Origin of the sequence: Herbidospora yilanensis, from assembly GCF_001570565.1 — a bacterium.
GTDB classification, from domain to species: domain Bacteria; phylum Actinomycetota; class Actinomycetes; order Streptosporangiales; family Streptosporangiaceae; genus Herbidospora; species Herbidospora yilanensis.
This window is the reverse complement of record NZ_BBXE01000032.1, coordinates 47,669-68,550: the sequence shown is the minus strand read 5'-3', so window position 1 is coordinate 68,550 and position 20,882 is coordinate 47,669. Positions and strand designations below refer to the sequence as shown.

Here is a 20,882-nt window from a genome sequence, read left to right as displayed (position 1 = left end):
GAGCAGGCCCCGGCCCGCCACCATGGTCGTCATGATCTCTCCGCGAAGGGTCCGGCTCCCGGGTCACGTGATCAACTGCGTGGTCGCCGGGCAGGGACCCCCGGTCCTGCTGCTCCACGGATGGCCGCAGACCGCCCACGCCTGGCGCGAGGTGGTGCCGCTGCTCGCCGGCCGGTACACCGTCGTGGCCCCCGACCTGCCCGGATTCGGGGCCAGTTCGCGGCCCGACGGCGGATGCGACAAACGCACCGTGGCCGCCACCCTGGCCCGGCTGATGACCACCCTCGGCCACGACCGCTACCACGTCGTCGGCCACGACGTCGGCGGCCAGGTCGCCTACCCGCTCGCCGCTCTGCACCCGCAGGCGGTGCGCAGCCTGACGTTCGTCGAGGCGGGCATCCCCGGGCTCGGCGGCAGCCTCGCCGCCGGGAACCCGTTGACCGGCGGGTCCTGGCACTTCGGTTTCAACATGGTTCCCGACCTGCCGGAATTCCTGCTCGCCGGACGTGAGCGCGGCTACCTGGAGTTCATGTTCCGCCGCGACACGATCGGCCTGTACGTGACCGACGCGATCGACGACGCGGCCCTGGACGTCTACGCGCGCGCCCTGGCCGCCCCCGGCGCGGTGCGCGCCACCATGGGCTACTACCGGGCGCTGCCGGCCGACATCGCCGACAACAGGGAACTGTCCGCCGCCGGGCCGCTGCGGACGCCCGCGCTGGTGGTGGGCGCGCGACACGGCGTCGGGCTCGGCTGGCTCGACACGGTCCAGGAGGCCGTGGCCGAGGTGTCGTCGCGCTGGATCGAAGAGTGCGGGCACTACGTGCCGGAGGAGCGCCCCGCCGAACTGGTGCGGCTGCTGACCGACAACTGGCAGGAGGTCGAGCAGGGTGAATGACGTCGTACTGATCCACGGAGCCTGGCACGGCGCCGGGCACCTCGCGGCGCTCGCCGGAGAGCTGACCGCCAGAGGCCACCGCGTCCTGGCCCTCGACCTGCTTGGCCACGGCACCCGGGCCCGCTTTCCGGCGAGCTATCTGAGCAGGGACCTCGCCGCGCTGCGTACCGAAAGGTCCCCGCTCGCCGGCCTGAGCCTCGACGAGGTCGCGGCCGATGTGGTGGCCACGCTGCGCCGCTTCCCCGAGCCGCCGGTCGTGGCCGCGCACAGCATGGGCGGGACGGTCGCCACCCGGGTCGCCGAACTGGCCCCCGAGCTGGTGGCCGCGCTGGTCTACATCACCGCGTTCGTCCCCACCACACGCGGCCCGGCGGGGGCCTACCTGGCGCTGCCGGAGGCGAAGACGGCGCTGGGCGGCGGCCTCTTCGTGGCCGACCCGGGGGTGATCGGCGCCGTGCGCCTCGACCCGCGCAGCACCGACCCCGCCTACCAGGACGAACTGCACGCGGCCTACTTCAGCGACCTCGACCGGCCCGATTTCGAGGCGCTGGCCGCCTCCCTCACCCCCGACCAGCCGCTGTCGTTCCTCTCCACCCCGACCGGGGCCACGGCGGGGCGCTGGGGGAGCGTGCCGCGCACGTACATCCGTACCCTCCACGATCGCGCCCTGCCGATCGAGCTCCAGGACGTGATGATCCGGGATGCCGACGAACTGGCCCCTGTGACCGCGTTCACCCAGGTCACCCTCCACGCGGGGCACGCCGTCTTCGCCGCGGCGCCGGCCGGGGTGGCCGAGGTCATCGGCCGCGCCCCGGGATCGCGGCGAGCAGATCACGGGTGAACGACGCCTCGGGGGAGGCCAGCACGTCGGCGGTCGGGCCGGATTCGACGATCCGGCCGTCCCGCATCACCGCGAGCCGCTCCGCGACGGCCGCCACCACGGCCAGGTCGTGCGAGATGAGCAGCGAGCTCATGCCGCGGCTGTCCCTGAGCCGGCGCAACAGGGCCAGGATCTGCGCCTGCGTCACCGCGTCCAGGGCGGAGACCGGCTCGTCGAGCACGATCAGGTCGGGTGAGGGCGCCAGCGCACGGGCGATGGCGACCCGCTGGCGCTGCCCCCCGGACAGCGCCGAGGGCCGCCGCCGGGCGACCTCGGGCGGCAGCGCGACCTCCTCCAGCAGGCGGCGCACCTGGGCCCTGCGGTCCGCCCCACCGGTGGCGCGCAGCGGTTCGGCGATGATCCGGCCCACGCTCCACAGTGGGTCGAGCGACGTGTAGGGATTCTGCGTGACGAACTGCACCCGCCCGGCCCGCACCGGAGCCCCGTCCAGCAGCACGCTCCCGGCGGTCGGCTCGATCAATGCGGTGATCATGCGGGCGACGGTCGACTTGCCCGACCCCGACGCGCCGACCAGCCCGAACGCGCCCGCCCTGGTCAGGGAGAACGACACACCGTCGACCGCGACCTTGCCGTCAGGAAACACTTTGCGCAGGTCGCGGACCGCCAGCAGCGGCTCGCCCTCGGGCGGCGCGGGCCCGGTCAGCGGCCGGGGCGCCGAGTCGAGAAGCAGTCGGGTGTACGCGGCCTCCGGCCGTCCGAGCACCCGCCCCGCCGGGCCTTCCTCCACCACCCGGCCCTCGGTCATGACGGCCACCCGGTCGGCGCGGTCCGCCGCGACCCCCAGGTCGTGGGTGATCAGCAGGATGCTGGTGCCGTCCCTGACCGCGACCTGCTGAATCAGGTCGAGCACGGTCTTCTGCACCGTGGTGTCGAGCGCGGAGGTCGGCTCGTCGGCGATCAGCAACTCGGGCCGTCCGGCCAGTGCCATGCCCAGCAGCACCCGCTGCCGGAAGCCGCCGGAGAGCTGGTGCGGGTAGCGGCCGAGCACCTCCGCCGGGTCAGGGATGCCCACCCGGGCGAGCGCGTCTTCGAGTGCGTCCCGGCCGGGCCGCGGCGTCCCGGCCAGCCGCAGCGCCTCGGCGAGCTGGGCACGCACGGTCATCAGCGGGTTGAGCGCGGTTCCCGGGTCCTGCGGGACGAACGCGATCCGCCGTCCGCGCAGCCGCCGCCACCCGCGTTCCCGCAGGCCATCGATCCGCTCGCCGCCGAAGGTGATCACACCGCCGGTCGTCGTGGCCGTGTCAGGCAGCAGGCCGGCCAGTGCGTGCGCGAGCGTCGACTTGCCCGACCCCGACTCGCCGACCACCGCCACGATCTGCCCCGCCTCCACCGTGAGATCGGCGCCGGCCACGGCGGGCCGGTCCCGCCCGTAGCGCACGGTCAGGCCGTGGACGGCCAGCAGGGGTGTCATCGTCGCTCCGATCGGGTGCGCAGCACATGTCCGAGGTGGTTGACCGCGAGCACCACGGCGACGATGACCAGACCCGGCACGGTCGTCAGCCACCACGCCGAGGCCAGGTAGGGACGCCCCGCGCTGATCAGCGATCCCCATTCGGGCGCCGGGGGCAGCGCCCCGAAACCGAGGAAACCCAGCGACGCCACGGTCAGGACGGCGTTGCCCAGCTCCAGCGTCGCGAGCGCGGCGAGCGGCCCTGACGCGTTGGGCAGCACGTGGGTCAGCAGAGTCGCGGCCCGTCCGGTCCCGCTCACCGCGGCGGCCTCGACGTATGCCGACCCGCGTACCCGGACGACCTCGGCGCGCATGACGCGGGCGAACACCGCCGCCGCCGACACGCCGACCCCGACGGCCACCTCCCGGGTGCCCGGACCGAGCACCGCCACCACGACCAGGACCAGCAGGAACGACGGCACAGCGAGCAGCACCTCCACCCCGCGCATGATCAGGCCGTCCAGCCGCCCTCCGGCGGTCCCCGCCACCAGCCCGATCATCGCGCCGGTGAGCACCGCGATGCCCACCGCGATGGCGGCGGCCTGGAGCGAGGCGGCCGACCCGTGGACGACTCTGCTGAACAGGTCCCGGCCCAGCTCGTCCGTACCGAACAGATGCCCGGCCCCAGGCGGCAGCAGCCGTTCGCCGAGGTCGCCGCGCACCGGATCGGCGGTCGAGAACAGGCCGGGCGCGAGCGCCGCGACCGCGGCCGCCAGCAGCACCAGGGCGGACGGCAGGACGCCGAGCCGCCGGGCGAACCTCACGCGGCACGCTCCCGCAGCCGGGGGTCCACCAGCGGGTGCGCCACGTCCACGGTGAGCGTGAGCAGCGTGACCGCCGCCGTCGCCGCCACGACCAGGCCCTGCAACAGGGGCAGGTCCCGGGTCGCGACCGCCGACTCGATCAGCCGGCCGAGCCCGTTGCGGGCGAATACCGTCTCCACCACGACCGACCCCGACACCAGCCAGCCGACCAGCAGCGCGGCCATCGTCAGCGCCGGCATGGCGGCGTTGCGCAGCGCGTGCGCCGTCACCGCCCGCGCCCGCGACGCGCCCTTGGCCCGCGCGGTCTCCACATAGGGCTGCCGCATCTCGGCGGTCAGCCGTTCGAGCAGCACCTGCGCCACGAACGCCGACGACGGCACCGCCAGCGTCACGGCGGGCAACACCAGACCACCCCGCGCGGGGAACCACGGCAGCCCGAACGAGAACGCCTGCAACAGCATCAGCCCGAGCCAGAAGGTCGGCACCGACAACGACAGGCCGGGCAGCGCCGCGAGCAGGCGGCGCAGCCACAACCGCCGGGTGTGGGCGGCCGTCCAGGCGATCAGGAAGCCGGCTGGTATCGCCAGCGACAACGCGGCCCCCGCCAGCGCGAACGTGCGCGGCGCCGCCTCGGCGATCGTCGCGCCGACGTCCCGCCCGGTCTGGAACGACGTGCCGAGGTCACCGCGCAGGATGCCGAGGACCCCGTCGGCGTAGCGTTCGGCCACGGGGCGGTCCAGGCCGTATTCGGCGCGCAGCGCGGCCACCTGCGCTTCGTCCCGCGTGTTCTCCGGGCCCATCATGATCCGTACCGGATCGGCGGGAAGAACCGAGAACACGGCGAAAGTCAGCGTGTACGCCGCCAGCACCACCGCCACCGCCTGCAGCAGGCGGCGCGCCACGAACCGGACCATGTCAGCCCCGGATGTCCAGCAGGATCGGCTGCCCGCCGACCTCCTGGCCGGTGTAGAGCACCACGTTGCCCGGCCGGAGCCGTCCGAGCAGCGCGAGGGTCAGGGCGCGCTGACCGCCGGTCGGGATGACGCCGCCCTCGGGCACCGCCACCTCCCCGTCCTGTTTCAGCACCGCGCACCCCGACCAGGCGCCGGCCACAGCGGAACCGGCCGGTCCGTCTCCCGGAGCGGCCGGGCGACCGGCGTACCGGTGGCCGCGCAGCGCGCGCCCGAGATCGGCCGCCCACTCGTGGCCGTCGAAGCCCACCACCAGGCTGAGCGTGCGGGTGGCGCCAGGACCCGCCGGACCGGGCACCAGCCGGTCGGTCAGGCTGACCACCTCGATGTCGCCGAGCTCCCGGGTAGGAGCGGACAGCGGGCCCGAAGCCTCCTCGCCCCCGTACACGAAATAGGCGACGTCCTCGGGGACCAGCGTTCCCTCACGCCGATCCAGCAGGTAGGCCGGGCCGAGAAGATCCCCGTCGAAGGCGATCGGTGGCAGCACCACCGCGCCGCCGTGCTGGAACCCGTAGGCCTCGGCGGCGGGCCTGCCCGTCACGGCCTCGGCCGCGAACCGCACGATCGCCGCATGGGCGATCCTCCTGGTCATCGCCTGGACGGCGAACCAGTCGCGGGCGTCCTGGAGCCTGGTCAGCCCGTCGGCGTCGGCGAGCAGCCGCACCCGCGCCGGGTCGATGAACGGGATGAGGGCGTCCCGCAGCAGGACGAGCTGCCAGAGCCACTCGTTGTAGAGGTTGCGCGCGCCATGCAGGTTCGCACCCCCGATGAGCCGTTCGGCCACCGGGGGAGTCCAGGAGTAGCCCACGCAACTGCTGTGGACGTCCAGCGGTCCCGGCGTGCCGGACGTGGTCCGCACCAGGTCCAGGACCACCTCGGACACCGCGTTCGTGTTCTCGCGCAGCTCGGTCCTGACGTCCTGGTCGACGAGACCGGCGTCCAGGCGCAGCGTCGCGTAGGGACCGGACGTGCTGAGGCTCGCCTCGAGCCCCGCGACGAAGTCGGCCCGGGTGGCCTCGCCGCCGCCGGTGGCGGCGATCGCGGATTCCAGCAGCGTGGCCGCCGCCGCGACGAAGGCCGCGGGGTCCACCGCACGGCCCGTGCCGAAGTCGTTCCAGGTCATGCCCCGACCTCCGCGTCCTGGAAGATGGCCCGTCCCGACGCGTCGAGACGGATGCCGGTCACCTTCTCCGCGATCCCGATCGACGCCGCCTGCTCGAAGAGCGGGATCCCGTGCCCGGCGGACAGGATCGCCTCCGCCGCGTCCGACACGGCTTGGGCGCGCTCGGCGGGGTCGACCACGGTGGCGATGCGGGCGATCGTGCTGTCCACCCCGTCCGGCTTGGCACGCCGCAGCGGGTTCGCGCTCTTCACCGGATACACGCTGGCCAGGACCGAGGGGTCGCCCCGGGTCACCGCCCAGGAGACGAAGTCGTAGTCGCCCTCGCCCTGCCGGGCGCTGTTGGTGGCGTCGTCGAGCGGCGTCGGCTTCAGCTCGATCCCGACCTCGGCGAGTTGCTGCGCCATGAGCTGGTATACCGGGCCGTACACCTCGCTGGCCGAATAGACCAGATTGAACGACAGGCGCTCGGAACCCTTGGCGCGGACGCCGTCCGGGCCGATCTTCCACCCGGCCTCCTCGGCCAGCCTGGCCGCCTCTTCCGGCTTGTACGACAGCGCGGCCGACCGGTTCGCGTAGCCGGGCGTGGTCGTGGCGATCACGTCGGTGGCCGGGCGTTCCCCCGCCGCGAGCAGTGGCGCGAACTTCGTCCGGTCGAGGGCGGCGCCGATCGCCAGCCGGACGGCGGGATCGCGCAACGCGGGCCGCGTCTCGTTGGGCAGCAGCGTGTAGACGATGCCGGGCCGGGTTCCGGACAGCAGCCGGGGACCCGTCTCGCCGAAGGACGCCTGGTCCTGCTGGAGCACCTGGAGGTCGGCGTCGATCTGTCCCGACACGAGGCTGCCGTGCCGCGCGCTCGGATCGGTGACGATGGCGAAGTTCAGCGCCCGCACACGCGGGGCGCCCTGGTTGGTCGCCAGCTTGCTCGGCCAGGCGTATCCGGCGCGTGCGGTGAACCGCACCTCCTCGTTGAAGGCGATCTTGCCGAGCACGTACGGGCCCGAGCCCACGAGCTCGCCCGCGCAGCGCTCATCCGGCGTCTTCTTCAGCGTGGCCGGGGACAACATGCCGATGGTCACCATCGAGGTGGCCTGGAGGAACTGCGCGCTCGGGGCGCCGAACCGCACCTCGAAGGTCCGCGCGTCGATCGCGGTGGACTTCTCGTACCCGGCGAAGTAGCCCGAACCGAGCGCGGACTTCGCACCGAGCCGGAAGATGTCGTCGAAGTTGGCGACGACCGCGGCGGCGTCCAGCGGCGCGCCGTCGCTGAAGGTCACGCCGTCACGCAGGGTGAAGGTGAACCGCTGGGCGTCGTCGTCGACCTTCCAGGACGTCGCGAGCCACGGCACGATCTCGCCGGTCTCCGGGTCCTGGTCGGTGAGCGAGTCGACGAGCTGGCGCGACACGTTGAGGTTGGGGGTCTGCGGGGTCTGATGCGGGTCCAGGCAGCTCACCGGTGCGGCCAGGGCCACGGTGAGGGCGGCCTCGGCAGGCCGGTCGGCGGCGTCAGGGGTGGTCGCGCAGCCCGCGAGCACCATCGCGCCACCCGCGAGAACAGAGGTCAGTCGAAGCACCGCTTCAGTCTGGGAGCCCACCCCTGAGATCACGGAGCTCTCGTTCCCGCTCAACGGAACCCGGGCGTTGAGGGCGGTGCCACCGAGGCGGGACGGTTCCTGACATGGACACACGGGAGCGTGACTCACTCGTCGACGAGTTGCTGACGGCGTACCGGACCCGAGAACCGGTGGAGCCGCCGACCGATCGGTTCGCCGGGCTCACGATCGACGACGCGTACGCGATCCAGCTCGGCCAGATGGACCGGCTGCGCGCGGACGGCGCGGTCGTGAAGGGCCACAAGGTCGGCCTGACCTCCGCCGCGATGCGGCGGCAACTCGGTGTGGACGAGCCCGACTACGGCCACCTCACCGAGGCGATGTTCCACCCGGAGGGCAGCCCGATCGACGTGTCGCGGTTCCTCCAGCCGAGGATCGAGCCGGAGATCGCCTTCGTGCTCTCCCGGCCGCTGCGCGGACCCGGCGTGACCGTCGCCGAGGCCGTGGCCGCGGTGGACTTCGTCCTGCCCGCCCTGGAGATCATCGACTCCCGGGTCAGAGACTGGCGGATCACCCTGCTCGACACGATCGCCGACAACGCCTCCTCCGGCGGCGTGGTGCTGGGCGGCAGGCCCACCCGGCTGTCCGACGTGGACCTTCGCCTGACCGGATGCGTGCTGCGGCGCAACGGCGAGATCGCCGGCACCGGCGCGGGCGCGGCGGTGCTCGGCTCGCCGCTGAACGCCCTCGTCTGGCTGGCCAACACGCTCGGCGCGCACGGCGTCACGCTGGAGGCCGGCCACACGATCCTGCCCGGCTCCCTCACCGCCGCCGTACCGGTGGCCGCCGGCGACGTGATCCAGGCTCAGTTCGCCGGACTCGGCTCGGTGACCGCGACATTCGGGGAGGAACGATGAGGGTGCCCGCCGCCATCGTCGGGCCGGGCAACATCGGCACCGACCTGCTGGTCAAACTGCTCCGCAGTGACGTCCTCGACGTGCGCTACATGGTCGGCGTCGATCCTGCCTCGGAGGGCCTGGCCCGCGCCCGCGCCCTCGGCGTCGAGGCGAGCGCCGGGGGAGTCGACTGGCTGCTGTCCCGGCCGACCCCGCCGGAGATCGTCTTCGAGGCGACCTCGGCCAAGGCCCACCAGGTCAACGCCCCCAGATACGCCGAAGCGGGGATACAGGCGGTCGACCTGACCCCGGCGGCGGTCGGCCCGTTCGTCTGCCCGCCCGTGAACCTGCCGGACCACCTCGACACTCCCAACGTCAACATGATCACCTGCGGCGGCCAGGCCACCATCCCGATCGTCCGCGCGGTGGCCGACGTGACGCCGGTCTCCTACGCCGAGATCGTCGCCTCGATCGCCTCCCGATCGGCCGGTCCGGGCACCCGCGCGAACATCGACGAGTTCACCGAGACCACCGCGCACGCCATCGAACGGGTCGGCGGCGCCGCCCGGGGCAAGGCCATCATCATCCTCAACCCCGCCGATCCCGCGATGATCATGAGGGACACCGTGTACTGCGCGATCGACCCCGACACCGACACCCACGCCGTCGCCGAGTCGATCCACCGCATGGTCAAGGAGGTTCAGACCTACGTGCCCGGCTACACCCTGCGCGCCGAACCGCAGTTCGACGAAGGCCGGGTCGCGGTCTTCCTGGAGGTACGCGGCAACGGTGACCACCTCCCGCCGTGGGCCGGCAACCTGGACATCATGACCGCCGCGGCGGCCCGCGTGGGCGAACTCCTGGCGGTGTCCCGATGACCGTGGACGTCCGGATCACCGACACCACGCTGCGCGACGGCAGCCACGCGATGGCCCACCGCTTCACCGCCGACCAGGTCAGAGCCGTGGTCCACGCCCTGGACACCGCAGGGGTCCAGGTCATCGAGGTGACCCACGGCGACGGACTCGGAGGTTCCTCGTTCAACTACGGCTTCTCCGCCGTCGACGACGTCGAACTGGTCCGGGTGGCCGCGGAGACGGCCTATGAGGCGCGGATCGCGGTCCTGCTCCTGCCCGGCCTCGGCACGGTCGCCGACCTGCGCCGCGCCCACGACGCGGGCGCCACCATCGCCCGGATCGCCACCCACTGCACCGAGGCCGACATCTCGGTCCAGCACTTCGCCGCCGCCCGTGACCTCGGCATGGAAACCGTCGGCTTCCTGATGCTCTCCCACATGAGCACCCCCGAGGCCCTGGCGGCGCAGGCCCGCATCATGGCCGACGCGGGCTGCCAATGCGTCTACGTGGTCGACTCGGCAGGCGCCCTCCTGCCCGACGACACCCGGTCCCGGGTGGCCGCGCTCGTCGCCGAACTCGGCCAGGACGCGCAGGTCGGCCTGCACGGTCATCAGAACCTGTGCCTCGGCGTGGCCAATTCGCTGGTCGCCTACCAGGCGGGCGCCCGGCAGATCGACGGCACGCTGTGCGCACTCGGCGCGGGCGCGGGCAACTCCCCGACCGAGGTGCTGGCCGCGGTGTTCGCGAAGATGGGCGTACAGACAGGCCTCGACGTGCCCGCACTGCTGGACGCGGCGGCGGAGGTGGCGCTGCCCTTCATCCCCCGGCTCCCGTGGGCCGAACGCAACACGATCGTCCAGGGCTACGCGGGCGTCTACTCTTCGTTCTTGCTCCACGCCGAGCGAGCCGAGAAGCGGTACGGCGTGCCGGCCCACGAAATTCTCCGCGAGGTCGGCGCGGCCGGCTACGTCGGCGGCCAGGAGGACATGATCATCGATATCGCGATCCGCCTTTCCACCGTCTAGCGTGCTGCGGCAGAAATTCGTCGGCAATATCGGGCTGACGATTCGAGGATCTCCCCGGCGGTCTGTCGAGACCGTGAGTGCGCTCGCGGCCCTCCAGGTCCGCGCCAGGACGTCGACGCCCGTCCTCGTCGACCCGGCGTCGACACGCTTCCCGCGTGTTCACCGGCGTCGGTCAGAAGGCTGTGTCGGGATAGACGTAGCCTTCCACCCGCACTCGGACATAGCCCGCGCTCTCCGCCGACGCGATGCCCTCCGCCGAGGCTGCGACGAAGTTGTCCTGACGTCCGGGGTGCCGGTATTGGTAGAGCGGCACCATGCCCTGCTGCCGGCTGGTCCAGACGTTGCCCAGGAGACCGTGGGACGTGTAGCCAGCGCTCGTTGCCGAGTCGAGGCCCTCCTTGGTGGCCGTGCTCATGAAGTCGCCTCGCGCGATGTTGTACAGCAGGTAGAGGGATCGCTGGGTACCTGAGTTGTCGGTGCGTTGGGGGAGCAACCACGCCTCTTCGCGACGGATGAGCTCATATCCGGCGGCTTCGGCGACGGAGGTCTGGGTGGCGGTGGCAACGCTGAAGTTGTCCTGCCGGCCCCAGTGATACCAGGTGGCCAGGCTTCGGTAGTCGCTTGCGGCGGCCGGTGGGGCGGTGGCTGCGGCGAGGCCGGTGAGTAGCATGAGCGCGGCTCCGGCCGCGAACGACCTGCGGGGACGTGACATGTGCAACCTCCGGGGGCGTGAGTCCGACGTACCCAGGATCGGATCGCGGCGTTCGCGCGGGCATCGCGGGAAGCACTGATGTTTAAGGCGTCACACCACGCAGGATGAGGTCGCGCCGGGACACCCCCAGCTTCGTGTACACCCGGCTCAGGTGGGTCTCGACCGTTCTGACGGTGACCGACAGCCGCTCGGCGATCTCGGCGTTGCTCAGTCCCTGAGCGGCCAGGGAGGCGGTACGGGTCTCGGCGGGGGTCAGCGACCGGGGGTCGGTGGTGCGGCGGCGGCCGTCGGCGCGGCGCAGTTCCTCGTGCGCCCGTTCGGTGAGCCACCGTGCCCCGGCGCGGGCGGCCGTGGTCGCCGCGTCGGCGAGCATCGGCCTGGCCCGCGCCGGCCGGCCGGTCCGGCGCAGCCAGGCGCCGTAGAGGAGCTGGGTCTCCACCTTCTCCAGGGGGAGTTCGGTGGTGTCGTGCAGGGCGAGCGCGGTCTCGAACTCGGCCTCGGTCACGGAGCGGTCGCGGGCCAGGAGGGCGCGGCCGATCGCCGCCGCGATCCTCGGCCAGGCGCAGGGGAGCCCGGCCGAGACCTCGTCCAGCCGCGAGACCAGGCGCTCGGCGGCCTCACGCCGTCCGATTCTCGTGTACGCCACGATCGCGTCCCGGCCGAAGGGGACCAGGCAGGGTTCGCGGATGCCGGCGCGTTCGGTCGTCTCGTCGAGCAGGTCGAACAGCGCGCACGCTGTGGCGAGGTCGTTCTCGAAGAGGGCGCGGCGGCCCCGGACGTACCAGATCGCGATCAGGGTGCCGACGTCGCTCAGCCTCGACGCGCTGTGCTCGACCTGGGCGCAGCGCCGCTCGCACTCCTCCAGGTCACCCGACAGCAGCAGGAGCCAGGCCTCGCCGGCGGCCACGTAACGCTCCGACATCGGAGCCAGGACCTTGACGGCCCGGGCCTGCGCCACGCTCGCGAAGCCCTCGCTGAGCCGGCCGACGCGTGCCAGGAACTCGGCGTGGGAGGCGTACAGCATGCTCAGCGTGCCGATCGCCCCGGCGCGCTCGGCGGTGGCGATGACCAGGGCGAAGGCCTTCTCGCATGCGGCGAAGCGCTCGGCCCACTTGGCGGCGAAGGCGTGGTTGCTCAGCGCGCCCCAGGTGCCCTGGACGTCGGCCGCCTGGGCCGCCGGGTCGTCCTCGATCTCCCGCGCCGCCCGAGTGACCTCCTCCAGCCCCGCGAGGTCGGCGCCGAGAAAGGCGATGTACCCGTGCATCGAGGTGACCCGGCGGCGGAGAGCCGGATCGACGCCGACCGCGTGCTCCAGGGCACGGGCGGCGAGGGGGAGCGCCCGGCTCCCCTCGGTCAGGTGCCGGAAGTTGGCATGGTCCAGCAGCGCCTCGACGGCGATCGCCGGAACCTGCTCCGCGGCCAGGCCGGCGGCCCGCACGAGGTCACCTTCGCCCTGCCGGTGGTCGCCCGCCTGGTAGGCGGCCCGTCCGGCCATCCACGCCGCCTGCGCGGCGGTCGCCACGTCGGCGGCCTCATGCCGGGAGACGGCCCCCAGCATCGCGACCGCCTCACTCGCCCTGCCGACCGCCATGAGCGCCCGTCCGGCCACCAGTCCCAGGCCCGGCTCGGCGTGATCCCCCGCCAGCCGATGGGCGCCCGCCAGGTAGCGCGCGGCGGTCTCGGTCGCGCCGACGGCCAGCGCGTCGCGCCCGACCCGCTCCAGCACCTCGACGGCCCGCCGGTCGCCGGCCATGTTCCCGCGCAACGCGTGCTCGGCCGCCTCCGCCCGCGAACCCTGCCGCACCAGCAGGCCGAACGCTCGAGTGTGCAGCAGCAATCGGGTGGAGGTCGGCATCTCGTCGTAGAGGATCTGGTGAAACAGCGGATGGACGAATTCGACCCGGCCACCGGGGGTCTCCCGGATGAGACGGCCACGCTGGAGCCCCGCGACCGCCTCGTCAGCCTCCACGAGGTCGAGGTCGGCCAGTTCCATCGCGATCCCCGGCTCGAAGGACAGGCCCAGGACGCTGCCCGCCCGCGCGCAGCGCATCGCCTCGGGCGTCGCCCCGAGGAATCGCCGGACCAGCAGTTCCCTGCGCGCGAGATCGGGCGGCCGCGTCCCCAGCCGGCCCAGGTCGGCACCTGCGGTAAGCAGCCCCGCGGCGTGGTCGAGCAGCAGCGGATTGCCCGCGCACATCGTCTGCAGCGTGCGTACCGTCTCGGCCGGAAACTCATGGCCCGCCCGCCGCGCCAGCAGCGCGGCCGATGACCGCTCGCCCAAGGGCTCAAGCTCGACGGTACGCCCGCAACCGCTCTCCTCCAGATCACGCGCGAGGTCGAGAGCGGCAGGTGGCCACGCCCGCAAGGCCGCCACAACCGCCACCCGAGAGGTGCCCAGGCGACGGCACAGGAACGCCAGGATAGTGAGCGAGTCGGCGTCGGCCCAGTGGAGATCGTCGATGACCAGCACCGCCGGAGCACCCGACCACGACCGCAGCGCCTGCCACACGCGGTAACACCGGCCCGCCATCGTGTCAGCCGACAGATCGTCGACACCAAGGCCGGACAAGGCCTGCGTCATCACGTCAAAGGGCACACCCGACCCGATGGGGGATCCGTAGGCCCGCCCGACGTGAAGACCGGCACCGGCGACCTCGCCGAGCAGCCAGGTCTTCCCCATCCCCGCGTCCCCATGGACGAACACCGCCCCGCCGCGCCCCGCCCGGGCCTCCGCCAGCCGCTCACGAATGGCGTCGGCCGCAACCTTCCGCTCCCGCACAAATTCACAGTGTCGCAAAAAGCAGGAAGGATTCCGTTGCATCGGGTGGCGCGTCAGTCGGGGAGATCGACTGTCCGGTGCTCCTCTCGCAGGCCGGTCGTACCGCTTCCGGACTTCCCTGTACTCACCTCGCCTTCGAGGGCGAGAGCCACGGGTTCCACCGGACCGAGATCAGAACCGCCGAGCTCCCGTTGGTGACCATAATCGCCGACCTGGACCGCAGAGAGCGCGCCGCCGGGGCGATCGTCGGCTCCGCCGTGGGCGACGCGCTCGGCGCCCCCGGTACGCCTCTGCTCTGCATGCCGCCCGGGATCTGGTGACCGAACCGGGGATGGGCTACCCCTTCCAGCCCTGGACGGCCCGGCGGCGGGCGTCGAAGCCGTCGAGGAGGCGTTGGAGGCCGTAGTCGAAGACGGTGTCGAGGTCGAAGGCGAACTCCTCGCTGACGACGTGGCCGAGGCCGGGATGGTCCGGCGAGGCGGCCCAGCGGCGCAGGCCGCCGCCCTGGTGGCGCATCCAGTCGTCGGCGGTCATGCCCGTGTCCTCCTCGGCGCGGGTCTCGGCCAGGCGGACCAGGGCCATGCCGCGAACGTGGCCGAACAGGTTGATGTGCGCGCAGAGCGTGTCGTGGGCGTCGAAGCCCATCGCCCTCAGCGTGGTGAGCGACCATTCGGCGAGGGGCAGCATGTTCGGCATCATCTGGGGGCGGCTGAGTGAGAACACCTCGGCGGCCCAGGGGTGGCGGGCGAAGGCCGTCCAGAACAGGCGGGCGGTGGCTTCCAGGCGGGGGCGCCACTCCGTCAGCGGCATGTCGGGGAGCCGGGCTCCGGCGAAGACGTGGTCGGCCATGCGGAGCGTGAGGTCGTTCCGGTTCGGCACGTGGCGGTAGAGGCCCATCGTCGACACGCCCAGCGACACGGCCACCCTGCGCATCGTGACCAGCGGCAGCCCTTCGGCGTCGGCGATCTCGATCGCCGCCTCGACGATCTCGGTGACCGACAGTCTCGGCCGCGGGCTCTTCGCCGGGGTGCCGCGCCGGCGCACGATGGTGCCGCTGCCGGGGACCGTCTCGACCAGGCCCTCGGCCCTCAGCGCGCCGATCACCTTGGTGGCGGTGGCCATCGCGACGCCCCAGTCGCGGACGATCGCCCTGGTCGACGGCGCGGGTCTGCCCTCCGCGAGGCGGCCGCTCCGGATGTCGGCGGCGATCTCGTCGGCGATCTGCAGATAGCGGGGGCGGTCGGACACCGGCACCTCCAGTGCACTAGTGCGGTCACTGCACTGTACTACTCAGCCTATTGTGTTTTCCTGCTTTTGCGTACGTTGTAAACATGACTCAATTTGCCATGTCGGCGGATGGCACGCCGATCGAGTACTCCACCGTGGGGCAGGGGTCCCACGTCATCGTCGTCCCCGGGGCGCTCGCCCTGGCGGCCGACTTCTCCGGGCTCGCCGGGCTGCTGGCCGACCGGCACACCGTCCACGTCGTGCAGCGGCGCGGCCGTGGCCTCAGCGGGCCGCAGGGGGAGCACTACGGGATCGAGCGGGAATGCGAGGACGTCGAGGCCGTCCGGGCCGCGACCGGGGCGCGGCTGATCTTCGGGCACAGCTTCGGCGGGCTGGTGGCGCTGCGGGCGGCGTGCGGGAACCCGGGGTTCGACGCGGTGGCCGTCTACGAGCCCGGGGCGTCGGTCGGCGGGTCGATCCCGGCCGGCTGGATCGACCGCGCCCGCCGCGAGATCGCCGAAGGGCGGAACCTGGAGGCGTTCCTGACCTTCGTCCAGGGGACCGGCCCCTCGCTGGTCGGACGGCTGCCCCGGTGGTACCTGAAGGCCGTGCTGCGGATGGCGATCCCCCGCGACGAGATGCGGCAGAAGCTCACCCTCATGCCCCAGGCGGTCGCCGAACACACGGAGGTGGGCCGCCTCGACCCTCACGTCGCCGACTACGCCGCCATCCAAGCGGCCACCCTGATCATGCGCGGCAAGGGACGTCCCGGTGACCCGCAGGACCTCGCCCACACCCGCCTGGCCGAGACGATCCCCGACGCCCGCAGGGCGGCCTTCCCCTCCCTCGACCACTTCGCCCCCGAGAAGAAGCCCGGAGCGCTCGCCGACGCGATCCTGACGTTCTTCGCCACGCACGCGCAGCAGGACGCCCAGGTCGAGAGGTGACCCGGGGAGAACGCCGTGGATCCGGCTCGGCGGCGGCCGGGTCCTCCGGACTTTCGGTGGGAGCGGCGTCCTGGCCGTCGGTGGCGAGCTCGGGGTGGCGGGCGCGCATCGCGCTCAGACCGTGCACGTGCCCCGTTCGTTCAGGCCCGATGACCGGGCAGGCCGGACTCTCGTCCGGGCACGGCACTTGATCAACGCCCCGGGGATCGGCTTTGATGGACCGACCCCCGACCGGGGCTGGCCCGACAGGCAGGAGCCGGGTGGAGTTCAATGTCCTGGGAACGTTGCAGGTCATCCGGGACGGGCGTGCGGTCCCTCTCGGGGACGGCCGCAAGCTGCGGCTGACGCTCGCCGTGCTGCTGGCCGGCGCCGGGCGGCCTCATTCGGCCGAGGCGCTGGTCGACGCGGTCTGGGGCGACCGGCCGCCCGCGTCGGCGCGGCACAACCTCTATCTGTACGTCCACCGGCTGCGCCGGATCCTGGGCGACGACGTGCTGACGCGCGGGCCCGGCGGTTACACCCTCCACGCCCCGGCGCTCGACGCCCGCCGGTTCGGTGACCTGACGGCTCAGGGCGTGGCGGCGCTGGCCGCCGGGGAGGCCGAACTGGCCGTCAAGAGACTGAGCGAGGCCCTGAGGACCTGGCGGGGGGAGGCGTTCGAGGGGTTCACCGACTGCCCGCCGGTCTCCGAGGCCGCGCGGGTTCTTGAGGAGGCCCGGCTCGCCGCGGCCGAGTCGTGGGCGGCCGCCATGCTGCGGGCCGGTCGTCCCGGCGACAGCGTCGCGGAGCTCACCGAGCTGGTGCGGCGGCATCCCTTCCGCGAGGGGCTGCGCGGCCGGCTGATGCTGGCGCTCTACCGTTCCGGCCGGCAGGCCGAGGCGCTGGAGAGCTTCCACGAGGCCAGGGAGGTGCTCGACCGGGAGCTCGGCGTCGGGCCGGGCCTCGAACTGCGGCGGCTGCACGAGGCGATGTTGCGGGGGGACGAGGAGCTGATCCCCCTTCCCGCCGACAGCGGCGAGTGCCCGTACCGGGGACTGGCGGCCTTTCAGGCGGCGGACGCCGCCTGGTTCTTCGGACGGGAGGCGCTGCGCGACCGGCTGGTCGAGCTGTCGGACCGGCTGCCGCTCGTGGCGGTGTTCGGCGCTTCGGGCAGCGGCAAGTCGTCGCTGCTGCGGGCCGGGCTGGTCGGGGCGCGGCCGGGCAGCGTGCTGGTCACGCCGGGGGAGCATCCGCTCGCCCAGGTGTCGGCGGAGACCGGCGTCCTGCTGGTCGTCGACCAGTTCGAGGAGGTCTTCACGCTCTGCGCCGACGAGGCGGAGCGGCGCGCGTTCGTGGCCCGGCTGCTGGAGCCCGGGCGGCGGGTCGTGCTGGGTGTGCGGGCCGACTTCCTGGGGCGGCTGACCCGCTATCCCGACCTCGTCGAGGCACTCGGCGGCGAGGCCCAGGTGCTGGTGGGGCCGCCGTCGACGGCCGAGTTGCGGGACATCGTCGTCGGCCCGGCCGCGCGGGCGGGGCTGCGGGTGCAGCCCGAGCTGCTGGCCGAGATCGTCGCCGCCGCCGTCGACGAACCGGGCGGGTTGCCGCTCGTCTCGCACGCCCTCCTGGAGACCTGGCGGGCCCGCGAGGGCACCCTGCTCAGCCTCGACGCCTACCACGGCACCGGCGGCGTCGCCGGTGCCGTCGCCCAGACCGCCGAGCAGGTGTACGCCGGCCTCGGCCCCGAGGAACGCCAGGTCGCCCGGCGCATCTTCCTGCGGCTGTCGGCCCTGGGGGAGGGCACCGAGGACACCCGCCGCCCGGTCTCCTCCGCCGAACTGGTCGGCCTCGCCGCCGAACCGGTGGTCACCGGGGTGCTGCTGCGGCTGGCCGCCGCCCGGCTGGTCACGCTCGGCGACGGTTCCGCCGAGGTCGCGCACGAGGCGCTGATCCGGAACTGGCCCCGGCTGCGTGGCTGGCTCACCGACGACCGCGCGGCGCTGCTGGTGCACCGGGGCGTCACCGACGCCGCCCGGCTCTGGGACGGCCAGGGCCGCGACCCCGGCATGCTCTACCGGGGGGCGCGGCTCTCGTCCGCCCGTACGTGGGCGGAAGAGCACCCCGGCGAGCCGAACGCCCTGGAGACCGCCTTCCTGAACGCGTCCCGGGAGGCCGAGCAGGACGAGATCGTCGCGGTGCGCCGCCGCAACCGGCTGCTCAAGCGGATGGTCGCCGGGATCGCGGCGCTGCTCCTGCTGGCCTTCGTCAGCGGCGGCGTCGCGGTCGGCCAGGGCCGCGAAGCCGAGCGCCAGCAGCACATCGCGGCCTCCGGCCGGTTGTCGCTGACGGCCCGGTTCCTGCTCGACACCGACCCGAGCCTGGCCGGCCTGCTCGCGGTCGCCGCCCACCGCCTCACCGCCGACGCCGAGACCGTCGGCGGGGTGCTGAGCGTCGCGGCGGCGGCCCGGCGGCGCGTCGAGGTCAAGCCTGACGGCTCCGGCGTCTACGCGCTGGCCTTCAGCCCCGACGGCGGGATGATGGCCGCCGCCGGGGTCGACGGCACGGTCGCCGTGTGGGACCGCGACCATCGCCGGATCGCCACGCTGAAAGACCACCTGGGCGAGGTGAACCTCTACGCCAGGACCGTGGCGTTCAGCGGCGACGGGCGCTACCTCGCCTCGACCGCCCGTGCACCGGCCGTGGACAAGGCGCGCGGCTCGATCGTCGTCTGGGACACCACCACGATGAAGGCCGTCTTCACCCGACGGCTCACCGACCTGACCCCCGCCATGGCGTTCTCCACCGACGGCCGCACGGTCGCGGCCGGCCACGACGACGGCACCATCGACCTGTGGACACTGCCCGGCGGCGCCCACCGCACGATCGACACCCGCGGCCCGTCGATCGGCTCCCTGGCCTTCGCCGCGGGGAACTCCCTACTGGTCGCCACCGGGCCCGACGAACCGGTCGTGTGGGACGTCGGCACCGGCCGCCGCCACGCCACGGTGCCCACCCGGCACGTGCACCGGGTGATCGTGTCCGGGGACACGCTGGTCACCGCCTCCGACACCGGCGGCGCCCGGTTCTGGAGACTGACCCGCGACGAGGTCACCGCCGAGTTCACCCTGCCGACGAACGGCCCCTACGCCTGGGAGGTGTCGGCCCCCGCCGGCGACCGGGTCGCGGTGGCCGACGAGGACGGGATGATCACCATCTGGGACCTGACCCGCCGGCAGCCCGTGGAGACCTACCTCGACCGCAGCAGGGCCGAGACCCGGGCCCTGGCCCTCAGCGCCGACGGCTCCCGCCTCGCCTCGGGCGGCATGGGCGCCTCGATCGTGGTGCGCGAGCACGCCGTCCCGCTGTTCGGCGGCCACAGCGGGGCCGTCAACGACCTCCAGATCAGTCCCGACGGGACGACCGCGGCCTCGGCCGGAAGCGACCGCACCGTCCGCCTCTGGGACCTGACCGGACGCCCCCTCGCCGTCCTCGACGGACATTCCGACCAGGTCAGATCGATCGCCTTCAGCCCCGACGGACGGCTGCTGGCGGCCGTCGGCCGCGACCACAGCCTCACCCTGTGGGACGTGCCCACCCGGCGGCGGCTGAGCGAGACCCGTTACGCGGGCACGGGCGCCACCACCAGCGTGGCGTTCGACCCGTCTGGCCGGTCGCTGGTGACGACCGCGCTCACCCGGTTCCGCTGGGACGTCACCGACCCCGCCGAACCGAAGCAGACACCGTTCGACGCGTCCGCGTACCTGTCGACGGTCGTGGCCTACAGCCCGCGCGACCCGCTGCTGGTCTCGGCCGGCCCGTCGGACCTGCTGCTGCTCTGGAACACCGGCACGGACCAGGAGATCTCCCGGGTACGACCGGGCCACGGGTCGATCCTGGACGTCGCCTTCAGCCCCGACGGGGCGACGATCGCCACATCGGGCTCGGACCGTACCGTCAAACTGCACGACCCGGCCGGCCGGACCTTCGACACCTTCACCGGCCACACCGCCCCCGTGCACGCCGTCGCCTTCAGCACCGACGGACGGCTGCTCGCCTCGGCCGGGGAGGACCGCACGATCATCGTGTGGGACCTGGCCAGCCGACGCCCCTTCGCCCGGCTGACCGGTCCCACCCTGCCGATCAAAACCCTCGCCTTCACCCCGGCGGGCGAACTGATCAGCGGCGACGACTCCGGCCGCATCATCCGCTGGCCCCTCGACCCCGCCGAGGCGGTCACCCGGTTGTGCCGGGCGGCCGGACGCGACCTCACCCCCGCCGAGTGGGACACCTACGCCGCCGGGCTCCCCCGTCAGGCGACCTGCGGCTGATCAGCAGGCACGCAGGCCCAGCGTGTAGTTGCCGATGTCGTTGTTGATCGAGCCGTAACGGACGGGCTCGCCGTCCAGACGCAGCTTGTAGCTGCCGTAGAGGCCGGACACCTTGGCGTACCGCGCGTAGCCGTAGGGGACGGACGAATGCCAGAAGTACTGTCCGGTGCCCACGTCCTGGAGCTTGATGGCCAGAGTCTTGCCCCCCAGCGGGCCTGGGCAGTTCGTGGCGATGATCATGAGGTCGTGGGTGGAGGAGTTGGCCGACACCGTTCCCGTCGTGCAGGTGGTCCAGGCCGGCGGGATATAGCAACTCGAACTGGCGGCCATGGCCGGCGGTGCTGCTCCGAGGACGAGCGCCGAGATCGACCCCGCGACGACGGCCAGCTTGTGGATCTTTCGCATTCCGCTCCTTCATGCCGGTTGACCTGACGGGCAGAACGCTGGGCCATCGGGTTATACGCGAGCTATATCGGCT

17 protein-coding genes are annotated in these 20,882 nt (G+C 73.0%); 8 read left to right on the top strand and 9 right to left on the bottom strand.

All coding sequences use genetic code 11. From position 1 onward, the window contains the following. Positions 1-31 precede the first annotated feature (31 nt). Complete coding sequence (locus AW273_RS25550; RefSeq protein ID WP_198168351.1) at positions 32-898, top strand: alpha/beta fold hydrolase; 867 nt, start codon at positions 32-34, stop codon at positions 896-898. Then, the gene (locus tag AW273_RS25545; RefSeq protein WP_062353072.1) at positions 891-1,739 is read left to right on the top strand and encodes an alpha/beta hydrolase; all 849 of its coding nucleotides are present in this window, start codon (positions 891-893) and stop codon (positions 1,737-1,739) included. Before AW273_RS25550 ends, AW273_RS25545 begins: the two co-directional genes overlap by 8 nt. Here AW273_RS25545 and AW273_RS25540 read toward each other — a convergent pair. The 5 genes from AW273_RS25540 to AW273_RS25520 are packed head-to-tail and all read right to left on the bottom strand — an operon-like array spanning position 1,696 to position 7,678. Then, on the bottom strand, positions 1,696-3,210 hold the full coding sequence (locus AW273_RS25540; RefSeq protein ID WP_062353069.1) for an ATP-binding cassette domain-containing protein: 1,515 nt from the start codon (positions 3,208-3,210) through the stop codon (positions 1,696-1,698). The genes AW273_RS25545 and AW273_RS25540 overlap by 44 nt on opposite strands. Next, positions 3,207-4,013: an ABC transporter permease gene (locus AW273_RS25535; RefSeq protein WP_062353067.1), complete on the bottom strand. Its 807-nt coding sequence runs from the start codon at positions 4,011-4,013 to the stop codon at positions 3,207-3,209. Before AW273_RS25535 ends, AW273_RS25540 begins: the two co-directional genes overlap by 4 nt. Then, a complete protein-coding gene (locus AW273_RS25530; protein ID WP_232327587.1) occupies positions 4,010-4,915 on the bottom strand; it encodes an ABC transporter permease in 906 nt (301 codons plus the stop codon). Before AW273_RS25530 ends, AW273_RS25535 begins: the two co-directional genes overlap by 4 nt. A 13-nt stretch (positions 4,916-4,928) precedes the next feature. Continuing rightward, the gene (locus tag AW273_RS25525) at positions 4,929-6,107 is read right to left on the bottom strand and encodes a hypothetical protein (protein WP_062353063.1); all 1,179 of its coding nucleotides are present in this window, start codon (positions 6,105-6,107) and stop codon (positions 4,929-4,931) included. Continuing rightward, entirely contained in the window at positions 6,104-7,678 is a 1,575-nt protein-coding gene (locus AW273_RS25520) for an ABC transporter substrate-binding protein (protein WP_157556134.1), read from the bottom strand. Before AW273_RS25520 ends, AW273_RS25525 begins: the two co-directional genes overlap by 4 nt. Positions 7,679-7,782: 104 nt before the next feature. Here AW273_RS25520 and AW273_RS25515 point away from each other — a divergent pair, with 104 nt between their 5' ends. Genes AW273_RS25515 through dmpG form a run of 3 tightly spaced genes read left to right on the top strand, consistent with a single transcriptional unit; the run spans position 7,783 to position 10,435 of the window. Further along, the gene (locus AW273_RS25515) at positions 7,783-8,574 is read left to right on the top strand and encodes a 2-keto-4-pentenoate hydratase (RefSeq protein ID WP_062353059.1); all 792 of its coding nucleotides are present in this window, start codon (positions 7,783-7,785) and stop codon (positions 8,572-8,574) included. Further along, a complete protein-coding gene (locus AW273_RS25510; protein WP_062353056.1) occupies positions 8,571-9,431 on the top strand; it encodes an acetaldehyde dehydrogenase (acetylating) in 861 nt (286 codons plus the stop codon). Before AW273_RS25515 ends, AW273_RS25510 begins: the two co-directional genes overlap by 4 nt. Then, positions 9,428-10,435, top strand: a complete 1,008-nt coding sequence (dmpG, locus tag AW273_RS25505) for a 4-hydroxy-2-oxovalerate aldolase (protein WP_062353053.1) — start codon at positions 9,428-9,430, stop codon at positions 10,433-10,435. The genes AW273_RS25510 and dmpG overlap by 4 nt, the downstream gene beginning before the upstream one ends. Before the next feature lie 172 nt (positions 10,436-10,607). Here dmpG and AW273_RS25500 read toward each other — a convergent pair whose 3' ends face one another. Then, positions 10,608-11,105 carry a hypothetical protein gene (locus AW273_RS25500; protein ID WP_062353050.1) on the bottom strand — a complete coding sequence of 166 codons (498 nt, stop codon included), beginning with the start codon at positions 11,103-11,105 and terminating at the stop codon, positions 10,608-10,610. Positions 11,106-11,229: 124 nt separating this feature from the next. Continuing rightward, positions 11,230-13,926, bottom strand: coding sequence for an ATP-binding protein (locus tag AW273_RS25495; protein ID WP_198168350.1), 2,697 nt, complete (start codon positions 13,924-13,926; stop codon positions 11,230-11,232). 77 nt (positions 13,927-14,003) lie between these two features. Here AW273_RS25495 and AW273_RS25490 point away from each other — a divergent pair, with 77 nt between their 5' ends. After that, entirely contained in the window at positions 14,004-14,246 is a 243-nt protein-coding gene (locus AW273_RS25490; RefSeq protein WP_062353044.1) for a hypothetical protein, read from the top strand. Between the two features lie 16 nt (positions 14,247-14,262). Here AW273_RS25490 and AW273_RS25485 read toward each other — a convergent pair whose 3' ends face one another. After that, positions 14,263-15,174, bottom strand: a complete 912-nt coding sequence (locus AW273_RS25485) for a TetR/AcrR family transcriptional regulator C-terminal domain-containing protein (RefSeq protein ID WP_062353041.1) — start codon at positions 15,172-15,174, stop codon at positions 14,263-14,265. 83 nt (positions 15,175-15,257) lie between these two features. Between AW273_RS25485 and AW273_RS25480 the strand changes: the two genes are divergently transcribed. Continuing rightward, positions 15,258-16,100 (top strand): alpha/beta fold hydrolase, encoded by an 843-nt coding sequence (locus AW273_RS25480; RefSeq protein ID WP_062353038.1) that lies wholly within the window; start codon positions 15,258-15,260, stop codon positions 16,098-16,100. Between the two features lie 260 nt (positions 16,101-16,360). Next, positions 16,361-20,404 carry an nSTAND1 domain-containing NTPase gene (locus AW273_RS25475; protein ID WP_062353035.1) on the top strand — a complete coding sequence of 1,348 codons (4,044 nt, stop codon included), beginning with the start codon at positions 16,361-16,363 and terminating at the stop codon, positions 20,402-20,404. On the opposite strand, the gene AW273_RS25470 is transcribed toward AW273_RS25475, so the two are convergent. Beyond that, on the bottom strand, positions 20,405-20,809 hold the full coding sequence (locus tag AW273_RS25470; RefSeq protein WP_062353031.1) for a hypothetical protein: 405 nt from the start codon (positions 20,807-20,809) through the stop codon (positions 20,405-20,407). It lies immediately after the preceding gene. Positions 20,810-20,882: the final 73 nt, after the last annotated feature.

Coding starts and splice junctions, on each gene's coding strand:
- AW273_RS25550 (WP_198168351.1), top strand. CDS start 32: ATGATCTCTCCGCGAAGGGTCCGGCTCCCGGGTCACGTGATCAACTGC.
- AW273_RS25540 (WP_062353069.1), bottom strand. CDS start 3,210: ATGACACCCCTGCTGGCCGTCCACGGCCTGACCGTGCGCTACGGGCGG.
- AW273_RS25525 (WP_062353063.1), bottom strand. CDS start 6,107: ATGACCTGGAACGACTTCGGCACGGGCCGTGCGGTGGACCCCGCGGCC.
- AW273_RS25515 (WP_062353059.1), top strand. CDS start 7,783: ATGGACACACGGGAGCGTGACTCACTCGTCGACGAGTTGCTGACGGCG.
- AW273_RS25510 (WP_062353056.1), top strand. CDS start 8,571: ATGAGGGTGCCCGCCGCCATCGTCGGGCCGGGCAACATCGGCACCGAC.
- dmpG (WP_062353053.1), top strand. CDS start 9,428: ATGACCGTGGACGTCCGGATCACCGACACCACGCTGCGCGACGGCAGC.
- AW273_RS25500 (WP_062353050.1), bottom strand. CDS start 11,105: ATGCTACTCACCGGCCTCGCCGCAGCCACCGCCCCACCGGCCGCCGCA.
- AW273_RS25480 (WP_062353038.1), top strand. CDS start 15,258: ATGACTCAATTTGCCATGTCGGCGGATGGCACGCCGATCGAGTACTCC.
- AW273_RS25470 (WP_062353031.1), bottom strand. CDS start 20,809: ATGCGAAAGATCCACAAGCTGGCCGTCGTCGCGGGGTCGATCTCGGCG.